The sequence below is a fragment of the Flavobacterium sp. genome, assembly GCF_040379285.1.
GTDB lineage: Bacteria > Bacteroidota > Bacteroidia > Flavobacteriales > Flavobacteriaceae > Flavobacterium.
On sequence record NZ_JBEILJ010000029.1, the window covers coordinates 1 to 12,095 of the forward strand.

Sequence of the window (12,095 nt, forward strand, 5' to 3'; positions counted from 1 at the left end):
AAACCCGGTCTGTTCGCTTCCAGCTCGAGTAACCAGAGTTTTGTTTTTTTAGGGCAAACAAAACCCGGTCTGTTCGCTTCCAGCTCGAGTACCCGGAGTTTTGTTTTTTTAGGGCAAACAAAACCCGGTCTGTTCGCTTCCAGCTCGAGTATAACTTCGCTCTGTTCGGTTTTCAACCTCGAGTCCGTAATTTTATTTTTTGTATCCTGTATTTCGTATTCCTTCAATTCATAATTCATAACTCCTAACTTTATTAACTACTTTTGCATCACAACACAACAAATTTTCTTTTCTCATGAAAAACACCCTACTTGCGCCTTCCGTTTTGGCCGCTGATTTTGGCAATCTACAACGCGATATTGAAATGATTAATCAATCAGAAGCCGATTGGTTCCACATTGATATTATGGATGGCGTTTTTGTTCCCAACATTTCGTTTGGCATGCCGGTTTTGGAAGCGATACAAAAAAATGCCACGAAAACCATTGATGTGCATTTAATGATCGTCGATCCTGATCGTTACATCACCACCTTCAAAAAATTAGGCGCCGATGTTCTGACGGTACATTATGAAGCTTGTACCCACTTACACCGTACCCTTCAAGCCATTAAAGCAGAAGGTATGAAAGCGGGAGTGGCTTTAAATCCGCATACCCCTATTGAAGTGTTAAACGATATTATCCAAGATATTGATTTAGTGTGCTTGATGAGTGTGAATCCTGGGTTTGGCGGACAATCGTTTATTGAACATACCTACAACAAAATTATTCGTTTAAAACAATTGATTACAGATCGAGGCGCTGCTACTTTAATCGAAATCGACGGTGGCGTCACCGACCAAAACGCAAAACAACTGGCGGCTACCGGTGCAGATGTTTTGGTGGCAGGCAGTTTTGTCTTCCGCGCGGAAAACCCGATAGCAACAATACAAAATTTGAAATCAATTACACGATAACACAAAGGCTTCTCAGGGAGCCTTTTTTAATACTGTGCCAATAAGTATTTGATCAAATCGGTGGTCGTGACAATACCCACCAATAATTCATCTAATACAACAGGTAAAGCATGAAACTCACGAGAAGCTAAAATTTCGGCAACCTCTCGAATGGTAGTCTCAGGCGATACAGTAACCAAATGGCGCGCCATCACTTGTTCTATCGAAAACATATTGTAGACTGTAGAATCTACTTCCATCGCATCCTCGTCAACGGCATCGGCGAAAGAAATCCGTAACAAATCGGTGAGACTCAACATCCCAACAATGGTATTGCCTTGCACCACGGGAATATGGCGAATGTGATGCTTTTTGAACAACGCTTCTGCTTTGGTAAGATCGTCTGTACTATTGAGTTTAATTACATTTTTGGTCATAATCATAGCGACCGGCACATGATTTTTCATAAGACTTTCAATTTATTTATCCCTTAAAGGTAGTCGATACCAAAACGAAAGAATATGATATAAATCAGTAATAATGATTTCCGCAACAACTAACGACTTGGATTCTCTTTGTTGTGTCTGTAAGCTCCCCCAAAAAGTAAAAATGTGTATTAGTTTTTAGACACACAAATGACACGCGATAAAAAAAGAAAGTCTCAAACTGCTGTAAATAAGCATGTTTGAGACTTAATCGTGACCGCGAAGGGATTCGAACCCCCAACCCTCAGAGCCGAAATCTGATATTCTATCCAATTGAACTACGCAGCCGTTATGATATTATAAATTTTATATTAAGCCAACAATTTTTTCACGATAGTAGATATTGTTTTTCCATCGGTTTTTCCCGCTAAAGCTTTGGAGGCTATGCCCATGACCTGACCCATAGCGGCCATTCCTGAGAATCCATTTTCAGCAAGGATTTGAGCTACAGCCGCTTCTACCTCAGCCTCTGTCATCTGAGCAGGTAAAAACTTTTCAATAACCGCCACTTGAGCCAATTCGGGTTCGGCCAAATCAGTTCGCCCTTGCTCAGTAAAAATGGCAGCACTATCCTTACGTTGCTTCACCAATTTCTGCAATAACTTAATTTCATCGTCAGCAGAAAGGGTATCCGAGGCACCTGCTTCTGTTTTGGCTAATATAATCCCAGATTTAATAGCACGCAAGGCTTCAAGGGCTACTGTATCCTTGGCACGCATCGCGTTTTTCATTTCTTCCATAATTTGGCTTTCCAAACTCATTTCTTTGTTTTTTAAGGGATTAGAAACCAGCAATACTTCAATTGCCAATTTGCGATGCCAAAGGTAAAAAAATAACCCGAAAGAAACAATTCCTTCGGGTTACCCATCTTTAATTAACTTATGATTTAATCTACATTATCGTGCAAGAATGAATTGTTGGAACGCAATTGAACATCGTCATTGCTATCAGTTCCGATGGACATTCTAGACGTATTGGAAGTGGGCTGGTTTGCTGATAAATCAACGCCCATACGTTTGTATGCTGGTTCTTTTTCTAACTCATCCACACGTGATGGATTGTTGTGAAATTTATAATTAAACTCCTTCAACTTACGACGACGTTCTTCTGCGCGCATTTTTAAAGTTTCTTCAATGGTCAACTCCACAGGCGACAACTCATCAGCTGCATATTTAGGCATCACAGGTTCAGCAGCCACTTTGGTGGTAAACTGAAGTGTTTCATCAACTTTTTCTTCCACTTTTGCCACAGGCTCTACAGGTTTTGTAGTGCCCAAAAGCTCATTCTCAATTTCCATATACTCTTCCAAAGAGTAACGAATGACTCCCTGATCAACTTCAGTCATGGGAACAAACTCAATAGGTTCGTTCACTTGAATATTTTTCGTTTCATCCGTCAAATCAAAAACCAATTTTGACGTTTCTGCTACAGGTGTTTCATCAACTTGCAAAGGCAAATCAAACGTCAACGTCGCTTGCGTTTCTTCAGCAAAAGAAATGGTTTGTGGTTCGTTTACTTTGATTTCTTGAAAAGGCGTAACGGGTGCTGTAAATCCGAAATCCAAATCCTTAATTGGAGAAACAATTTCAAAAGTAACATCCAAATTACGGATAAACTCATTCATCGGAATCAATGCTTCTGCATCAACTGCTGGCGTAAACACGGGTGCAACCACCTCTTCTTCCAACAATTCAAAAACCACTTTTTCCTCTACGGGAGCCGATGTTTCAATAACGGGAGTAATGGGAGTTTCAACGGGACTTTCAAAAACGGGTACCGAAGGCTGAATTAAATCACGCACTAAACGCTGTTCGTCTTCCAAAGAATGGATGATTTTTTTGGGCTCTGTGTTCACAATCTCCGCTTGTTGATCGGTGGTGAACCCAGTAGCGATAATTGTTACTGCAATAGCTTCTCCCAAGGTTTCATCTTCACCAACCCCCATAATGATGTTGGCATTGAACCCTGCTTCAGCTTGAATATGATCGTTGATTTCACCAATTTCATCAATGGTAATTTCACTAGTACCCGAAACGATAAGCAACAATACGTTTTTGGCACCATTAATTTTGTTATCATTCAACAACGGCGAATCTAAGGCCGCAATGATGGCATCTTTGGCACGGTTATCACCCGTCGCAGTAGCCGAACCCATAATAGCTGTTCCACTATTAGACAATACCGTCTTGGCATCTTTCAAGTCGATATTTTGCGTATAATGGTGCGTAATTACTTCGGCGATTCCACGTGAGGCAGTAGACAAAACCTCATCGGCTTTGGAGAACCCAGCTTTGAAACCAAGATTTCCATAAACCTCACGTAATTTATTATTATTGATAACGATGAGCGAATCTACTTGTTTACGTAAACGTTCAACACCAGCCATCGCTTGTTCAGAACGAACTTTTCCTTCAAATTGGAAAGGAATCGTCACAATACCTACGGTAAGAATATCACGTTCTTTGGCCAATTGAGCAATCACAGGAGCAGCACCCGTTCCGGTTCCACCTCCCATACCGGCAGTGATGAAAACCATTTTGGTGTTGCTGTCCAACATTTTTTCAATCTCGGCAATACTTTCTATCGCTGACTGCTGACCTACTTCGGGATTGGCTCCAGCACCAAGTCCTTCGGTCAACCCAACACCCAATTGGATTTTGTTGGGAACAGGACTGTTTTGCAAAGCCTGTGCATCTGTGTTACACACTACGAAGTCTACACCTTTGATTCCTTGTTTGAACATGTGGTTGATGGCATTGCTTCCGCCGCCGCCAACACCGATTACCTTAATAACATTTGATTGGTTTTTAGGCAAATCAAATGAGATGCTTCCAAATTCTGAGTTGCTCATCATACGATTTTGGTTTTGTTTGTATTTTGCTGTCTACTTATTCTGCGTTATCTAAAAAATCTTTAATCTTATCGACATAGCGATCAAAAAATGATCGTCGAATCGTACTCTCTGTACTAGGAGCTTGAGGAGTTGTCGCTACAGGTTCTTCTACCTCTTGAGTGACTGAAACCACAGGCGGCACCTCATATGAAGGGGCTACAGGTGCTGCAACAGGTTGAGGTGCTTGTTGCAATTCAATACGGTAAGCACTTTGGGTATTATTTGCCACACTATTCATCACCAATCCAACGGCTGTCGCATACAACGGGCTTGAAATTTCCTCGCTGGAATTTCCGGCCAAATGTTCGTTGGGATACCCAATACGCGTGTCCATTCCCGTGATATATTCAACCAATTGTTTTACATGTTTCAACTGTGAACCACCCCCCGTCAACACAATCCCTGCAATCAATTTCTTACGTGGATTTTCATGTCCGTACGCTTTAATTTCGGCAAAAACTTGCTCAATGATTTCAACCACGCGGGCATGAATAATCTTGGATAAGTTTTTTAGCGAAATTTCTTTGGGGTCACGTCCGCGAACTCCAGGTATCGAAACGATTTCATTGTCTTTATTTTCACCAGGCCAAGCCGATCCAAACTTCAATTTCAACAACTCTGCTTGCTTTTCGATAATAGAACAGCCTTCTTTGATGTCCTCGGTAATCACATTACCTCCAAAAGGAATTACAGCCGTGTGACGAATAATTCCATCTTTGAAAATAGCCAAGTCGGTTGTTCCCCCTCCGATATCAATCAAGGCAACTCCTGCCTCTTTTTCTTCCTGACTCAATACGGCATCAGCAGATGCTAAAGGCTCTAGCGTTAGGCCCGATAATTCAATACCCGAACTTTGGACACATCGCCCAATATTTCGGATGGAAGACGCTTGCCCTACGACCACATGGAAACTTGCTTCTAAACGCCCCCCGTACATCCCGATAGGCTCTTTGATGTCGGATTGACCGTCAATCTTGAACTCTTGCGGCAGCACGTGAATAATCTCCTCACCGGGCAACATCGCCAAACGACTTACTTGATCGACCAACAATTGAATATCCTTTTCGCTAATCACCTCCTCTGGATTGCTGCGGATCAAATAATCCGTATGCTGGATGCTACGAATGTGCTGTCCCGCAATCCCAACGACTACATCATTGATTTTGTAACCGGAATTTTCCTCGGCTTCTAATACCGCTTGTTGGATCGATTGAATGGTTTGGGTAATGTTGTTTACAACCCCACGGGAAACGCCCAAACTTTTGGCTTTTCCAACGCCCAAAATTTCCAATTTCCCATACTCGTTTTTCTTTCCGATCATGGTCACAATCTTGGTTGTTCCAATATCTAATCCTACGGCAATGCTTTCTTTCGGGTTCATAGTTCAAAAATGGTCACTTATTGTTTGTTTATCGGGTGCATACAACTTGGTGGATAAACCGTAAATTGATGCGTTTATATTTTTCTAATGTACTGTCTTTAATCGCTTTTTGGAAGAAAGCTTTGTAATTCAAAAACTTTCGTTCCGAGTGCACCAATTGCCCAAATTCAATGACAAATGGGTGATTGCGTGAAGTCATTTCCAGACTTTTATCGTTTAACACGCGTACACTAATGATATTTTTTTTCAAAAATGGATCCTTCTGCATCATTGCCATTACTGCGGTAAGCTTCGGCATCACTTCATTGGTGATTGAACCTGTCAGCAAGGGGACTCTGGCGGTGTAATGATTGGATAAAGGCATTTGTTTTCCATCCTTATCCAAATAATACGACGTTTCGCCCACCATTAAGCGCGCTACAGGCGTTCGTTGCACGACCTCAGCCCGCAATACTCCGTCAACACTTACATAAACCTCTGATTTCTCAACCATTGGATTTTTATTGACAGAAGACTCCAATTTATCCAAATTTAATTGCTCTTTAGCAATGCTTCGCAGGTCTCTTTTATTTTCTATTAACAATTTATTAACCGTTTCCTGGCGCATAAAACTGTTGCTTTCGCCTACAAAAACAACCTCTGTTTTTTGCAGGGTTCGACGGCCATTGCGCAGCGAGGAAAAAGCATACAAAAACCCCGCCAATCCAAGGATAAGCACCAATCGAATGGTGGACCAAGTGTTGCTATTTATTCCCATATTTTTTTAATTTCTGGAACCATTTCTCCAATATCGCCAGCCCCTATCGTTACCAAGACAGGAGCGTTAATTTGTGGGATTTGCAACATAAGTTCTTCCTTACTCAAAAGTCTCACCTCAGTAAGCGTCATCTTACTCATTAACCAAGCCGATGTTACCCCTTCGATAGGCAATTCACGCGCTGGATATATGTCCAACAAAATCACTTCGTCAAACTGGGATAAACTAGTTGCAAAACCGTCAATAAAATCCTGTGTTCGGCTGAACAAATGAGGTTGAAAAATTGCCGTTACCTTTTTCCCAGGATACAATTCGCGTACCGCTTGATGTACCGCATTAATTTCCGTCGGATGATGCGCATAATCGTCAATATACACCTTCTCTGGAGTTTTAATTTGATACGAAAAACGACGTTGCACGCCTTGAAATGAAGCCAAAGCTTTAGCAATGGAACTGGTTGGGGTGCCGTACGTGTAAGCCATTGCTAAAGCAGTTAAGGCATTCATTAAATTGTGATGCCCTGGCAATCCAAAGGCAATATTGTAAATCGTATCTGTTGGTGTTTTAACATCAAAAACATAGGCGCTGTTTTCCACCCGAATATGATGCGCAACAAAATCGGCTTCTTCATTAATCCCCAAGGTTGTTCCCTCCAAGGGCAATCCTTTAGGCACAAACAAATGCTTTGGATTGTAAACTTTTGCAGCAAATTCTCGGAAGGATTCCTCTATGGCCGAGGCATCTCCATAGATATCCAAATGGTCAGCATCCATTGAGGTTACACAGGCCAAATCAGGATGTAAATGCAAAAAGGAACGATCAAATTCATCGGCTTCAACCACCGAAATTGTTTTTCCTTGTCCAATTAAATTGGAATGGTAATTTTCAACAATTCCTCCCAAAAAGGCGGTCACATCGGCACCGCTTTCATAGAGAATATGACCCAAAATACTTGACGTAGTAGTTTTTCCGTGCGTTCCTGCCACTGCAAAACAATAGGTTCCTTGGGTAATTAAGCCTAAAACTTCTGCCCGCTTTTTGATGACAAAGCCTTTTTCTACCAAATAGTTCCACTCCGCATGATTTTTGGGAATGGCGGGCGTAACGACCACCAGTGTAGTGTCTTTCGTAAAAGACGGCGGAATCGCTGCTATAGAATCTTCAAAATGAATAGGCATACCTCCTGCAACCAACTCATCCGTGAGACGTGTAGGCGTTTTATCGTAACCCGCAACTTTTTTCCCAATGAATTGAAAATAACGCGCTAAGGCACTCATCCCGATGCCTCCGATCCCGATAAAATAGACGTTATGGATTTGGTTTAGATTCATGTTAATGTTAAAATTCAATTTCAATGTCAAAGTTCAATGTCAATGTCAAAAATCAATTTCTAAAATCAATGGCGATGATATTCATTACTATGACTCTTTTCATTTTTATTGCTATTGTCATTTTTTAATTGTCATTGCTTTGTCATTGCTATTGCAACAGTTTTATTATTTCTTCAACGATATCACGAGTAGCATTGGGTTTGGCCAACTTTTTAATATTTTGACGCAATTCCTGCTGCCAATTTTCATCTGACAACAACTTTGAAAAGGTGCTTTCAAATTTTTCATCTAATTCGTCCTCTCGTAACAATACCGCTGCATTTTTATCCACAATTGCCTTAGCATTTTTGGTTTGATGGTCCTCGGCAACATTGGGCGAAGGGATAAACAACGTTGGCTTTCCTACCAAACACAATTCTGAAACCGAAGAAGCGCCTGCTCGCGAAATCACCACGTCGGCCGCGGCATAAATCAAATCCATTCGGTCAATAAAAGCAGTCACTTGCACATTCGGTTTTTCATTAAATTGCTTGTATTCTTCAAAATAGAGTTTTCCACATTGCCAATACACTTGAACCCCTTGTTCCAACAAAAAATCAATTTCTTTCGCCAACAATTGGTTAATGCGACGAGCGCCTAAACTTCCGCCAAGCACCAGTAGCGTTTTCTTGTTTGGGTCTAGTTTAAAATACGATTGTCCTTCTTCCCGTTTATCCGACAATTCAAGCAAATCTTGACGCACGGGATTCCCTGTAATTACAATTTTCTCTTTAGGAAAAAAGCGCTCTAAGTTTTCATACGCCACACAAATCGCATTTGCTTTTTTACTCAACAATTTATTGGTAATGCCCGGATAGGAATTTTGCTCTTGAATCAAGGTAGGAATGCCTTTACTATTGGCCATTTGCAATAAAGGGCCGCTAGCAAATCCCCCTGTTCCGATGACCACATCGGGTTGAAAACGATTCAAAATACGTCGGGACTTCCATAAACTGCTCAACAATTTAAACGGAAACATCATATTTTGCAGCGTGAGTTTTCGTTGTAATCCTGCAATCCACAATCCTTCAATAGAATAACCTGCTTGAGGTACTTTCTGCATTTCCATTTTATCCTCGGCGCCAACAAAAAGAAAATCAGCGTCAGGAAAGCGTTGTTTTAACGCATTCGCAATGGCAATGGCCGGATAAATATGTCCACCAGTTCCCCCACCGCTCAATATGAATTTATACTTTTTCATGGCTAACGATTTAAAACAGCATTCATGGGATTATCATCTTCATTTTGTCCCTGGCTTCCAGCACGTTCGGCTTCTTCTTCTTCCAATAATTGCTTGTCGATCAAACGTTGTAAAGCTTCCTCACGACGTTGTTTATCGGCTTCTTCTTGAGCAATTTCCTCTTCTTTTTTGGTCACACTCAAGATAATCCCCAGAGCAATACAAGTCATCCATACCGAGCTACCTCCCGAACTGATTAAAGGTAGGGTTTGTCCAGTAACGGGCAACAATTCAACCGCTACCGCCATATTGATTAACGCTTGAAAAACAATCGGAAAACCGAGACCGATGACGACCAATTTGCCAAAGAGCGTATTGGCTTTGTGTGAAGCTATTACAAATCGGAAGAGCAAGAGCATGTAAAAAAACAGGATCGTCAATCCGCCCATCAACCCATATTCCTCTACGATAATGGCATAAATAAAATCGGAAGACGATTGCGGCAGAAAGTTTTTTTGGACACTTTTCCCGGGTCCCAACCCATAAACATTACCCGAAGCTATAGCGATTTTGGCCTTTTCTATTTGATAATCATCCTCACCGGGTTTGTCGGAGGTAAAATTTTCAATACGACTCTTCCACGTATCGACGCGGTTGGGGAAGGCTTTGGGAAAAGCAATGACTAGCAGAACAAAAAACGAAGCTGCCGCGACCGCTAAGGCCAATATTAGCCCGATATATTGCAACGGATACTTCCCAATAAAAGCAATCATAAGCACCATGGCAAACAACAAGGCCGCCGTGGAGAAATTGGCTGGAAAAATCAATCCTAAGGTGATGAATACCGGAAGCCAAAGGTCGACTAATGAATTTTTAAACTTGAGTGGTATTTCCCGAGTTTTAGAGAGGTAGCGTGCGACATATACGTACAACACTATCGCTGCAAAGGTTGACGTTTGGAACGAAATGCCCAGAAACGGAATTTGAATCCAACGACTCGCATTGGCCCCATCGATTACGGTTCCTTTGACTAGTGTGTAGCCCAACAATAGCCAGACAAAGGGCAATGCTATTCGAGACACCCCTCTGAAATAATGGTAAGGAACTTTGTGTATTTTATAGATAATAAAAAAACCAATGATGATATGCACCGCATGCTTAATCAGGTAGGTAAGCGTGTTTCCTGTACCATGACGCATATAGGCCAAATTACTACTGGCGCTAAATACTGGCATAAAGGAAAACACTGCCAAGAAGGCGACCAGCGCCCAAATGACTTTATCTCCGTGTAAGCTGTTAATTAGGTTTTTCATTTATTAATTTAGAGTTTAGAATTTAGAGTCATAAAACTGCTCCTAGTCAAGAGTTGTTTAAACGAGCGTTAATGGTTTTCATTGAAACGACTACAATAGCTACCATTTCTTTTTACTCCTTTAACAAGCTTTTCAATTCTGCTTCTTTAATCCATTTCACTTCTTGAATAATTTCCAACCAATATCCTACTTCATTGGCTTCTTATAGAACAATATTCATTTTTGAAACAAATTCTTTATCACTTCTCGAACGGCATGCTGCTCTATAATTAGCTCCCACTGATGTTGCACTACGTACGATTTGATTAGCAATGATGTTTTGCGATTTTTGACCGGATAAACATTCCACCAATTTTAGAATAGCTAAAGCAAACTGTTTTGTTCGCTCTTTTAAAACTTCACTTCCCATTTTACTTAATCTAAATTCTAAAATCTGAAATCTAAAATTTATAAATTCCGAACGGCATCTTTGAACTGACGTCCGCGGTCTTCATAGTTTTCAAACAAGTCAAAACTCGCACATGCAGGAGACAAAAGCACCGTATCGCCTTTTTCGGCAATGTGTTTGGCAGTATTCACGGCATCGCGCATATTATCGACTTCCACCATCATGTCTACTACATTTCCGAAAGCATCGATGATTTTTTTATTTTCAACACCCAAACAAATAATGGCTTTCACTTTTTCATGAACCAAAGCCATCAATTCGGTATAATCGTTGCCTTTATCAACACCCCCTACAATCCACACGGTAGGTGTAGTCATGCTTTCCAAGGCAAAATAGGTAGCATTGACATTGGTCGCCTTACTATCGTTGATGTATTGTACATTTTGGATTTTCAACACTTTTTCCAAACGGTGTTCTACCCCTTGGAAATTGGACAAACTCTCCCGAATGGTTTGTTTGCGAATACGCATGAGTTGCGCCACAGAGGTCGCTGCCATTGCGTTTTTTAAATTGTGTTTTCCTTCTAATGAAATTTGAGCAGTTTCCATCATGAACTCCTCTTGGTTGATGTTGATTTCCATAGTTTTGTCGTTTAAATAAGCTCCGTTTTTAAGCACTTTCGTTACCGAAAACGGAATAGTTTTTGCATTGATTGTATTATTTTGGAGCCACCGGCTAATGGCTTCGTCATCGTTGTCGTAAATGAGGTAATCATCCACGGTTTGATTCATCGTTATACGAAATTTGGAAGCAATGTAGTTTTCATACTTATACTCATAGCGGTCCAAATGATCGGGGCTAATGTTGGTAATGATCGCAATATGGGGTTTGTAATGCACGATACCATCCAGCTGGAAACTGCTCAATTCAAGCACATAGCAATCGTAATTTTCTTCGGCCACTTGCCATGCAAAACTTTTCCCGATATTTCCACCCAAGCCGACATTCAATCCGCCTTCTTTAAGCAAATGATAAGTGAGCATCGTGGTGGTCGTTTTGCCATTACTTCCTGTAATTCCGATCGTTATAGCCTCGGTGTATGGGTAGGCAAACTCGATTTCAGAAATCACGGCAATTCCTTTTCCCACCAACTTCTTCACGATGGGCGCTTTATCAGGAATCCCTGGACTTTTCATCACCACATCGGCGTTGAGAATCAAATCTTCCGTGTGTTGGTTGTCTTCCCATGGAATTTGGTGTTGTGTAAGAACGTCTTTATAATTTTGCTTGATCGCTCCAAAATCGGACACAAACACCTCGTATCCTTTTTTCTGACCCAAAATGGCAGTTCCAACGCCACTTTCACCCCCGCCAAGCACAACCAATCGTTTCAT

At 41.2% G+C, this 12,095-nt stretch carries 12 protein-coding genes and 1 tRNA gene; 1 reads left to right on the forward strand and 12 read right to left on the reverse strand.

Going from position 1 to position 12,095, the window contains the following annotated elements:
- Positions 1–239: hypothetical protein (locus ABWO12_RS07540; protein WP_353088143.1), on the reverse strand; the 239-nt coding region annotated here is incomplete at its 3' end.
- A 56-nt stretch (positions 240–295) separates the two neighbouring features.
- Here ABWO12_RS07540 and rpe point away from each other — a divergent pair.
- On the forward strand, positions 296–955 hold the full coding sequence (rpe, locus tag ABWO12_RS07545) for a ribulose-phosphate 3-epimerase (protein ID WP_353088144.1): 660 nt from the start codon (positions 296–298) through the stop codon (positions 953–955).
- A 26-nt stretch (positions 956–981) separates the two neighbouring features.
- On the opposite strand, the gene ABWO12_RS07550 is transcribed toward rpe, so the two are convergent.
- From ABWO12_RS07550 to murD, 11 genes are all read right to left on the reverse strand, one after another.
- Positions 982–1,401, reverse strand: a complete 420-nt coding sequence (locus ABWO12_RS07550) for a CBS domain-containing protein (protein ID WP_353088145.1) — start codon at positions 1,399–1,401, stop codon at positions 982–984.
- 232 nt (positions 1,402–1,633) lie between these two features.
- Positions 1,634–1,707 (reverse strand) — tRNA-Arg (locus ABWO12_RS07555).
- A 23-nt stretch (positions 1,708–1,730) separates the two neighbouring features.
- Positions 1,731–2,180: a GatB/YqeY domain-containing protein gene (locus ABWO12_RS07560; protein ID WP_353088146.1), complete on the reverse strand. Its 450-nt coding sequence runs from the start codon at positions 2,178–2,180 to the stop codon at positions 1,731–1,733.
- 125 nt (positions 2,181–2,305) lie between these two features.
- Positions 2,306–4,273: a cell division protein FtsZ gene (gene ftsZ / locus ABWO12_RS07565; protein ID WP_353088147.1), complete on the reverse strand. Its 1,968-nt coding sequence runs from the start codon at positions 4,271–4,273 to the stop codon at positions 2,306–2,308.
- 34 nt (positions 4,274–4,307) lie between these two features.
- Positions 4,308–5,693, reverse strand: coding sequence for a cell division protein FtsA (ftsA, locus tag ABWO12_RS07570; protein ID WP_353088148.1), 1,386 nt, complete (start codon positions 5,691–5,693; stop codon positions 4,308–4,310).
- A 28-nt stretch (positions 5,694–5,721) separates the two neighbouring features.
- Positions 5,722–6,450, reverse strand: coding sequence for a cell division protein FtsQ/DivIB (locus tag ABWO12_RS07575; RefSeq protein ID WP_353088149.1), 729 nt, complete (start codon positions 6,448–6,450; stop codon positions 5,722–5,724).
- Positions 6,441–7,781 (reverse strand): UDP-N-acetylmuramate--L-alanine ligase, encoded by a 1,341-nt coding sequence (murC, locus tag ABWO12_RS07580; protein ID WP_353088150.1) that lies wholly within the window; start codon positions 7,779–7,781, stop codon positions 6,441–6,443. Before murC ends, ABWO12_RS07575 begins: the two co-directional genes overlap by 10 nt.
- Positions 7,782–7,929: 148 nt before the next feature.
- Positions 7,930–9,021 (reverse strand): undecaprenyldiphospho-muramoylpentapeptide beta-N-acetylglucosaminyltransferase, encoded by a 1,092-nt coding sequence (gene murG, locus ABWO12_RS07585; RefSeq protein ID WP_353088151.1) that lies wholly within the window; start codon positions 9,019–9,021, stop codon positions 7,930–7,932.
- Positions 9,022–9,023: 2 nt separating this feature from the next.
- Positions 9,024–10,313, reverse strand: coding sequence for an FtsW/RodA/SpoVE family cell cycle protein (locus ABWO12_RS07590; RefSeq protein WP_353088152.1), 1,290 nt, complete (start codon positions 10,311–10,313; stop codon positions 9,024–9,026).
- 202 nt (positions 10,314–10,515) lie between these two features.
- Positions 10,516–10,722 (reverse strand): four helix bundle protein, encoded by a 207-nt coding sequence (locus ABWO12_RS07595; protein WP_353088153.1) that lies wholly within the window; start codon positions 10,720–10,722, stop codon positions 10,516–10,518.
- Positions 10,723–10,760: 38 nt separating this feature from the next.
- Entirely contained in the window at positions 10,761–12,095 is a 1,335-nt protein-coding gene (gene murD, locus ABWO12_RS07600; RefSeq protein WP_353088154.1) for a UDP-N-acetylmuramoyl-L-alanine--D-glutamate ligase, read from the reverse strand.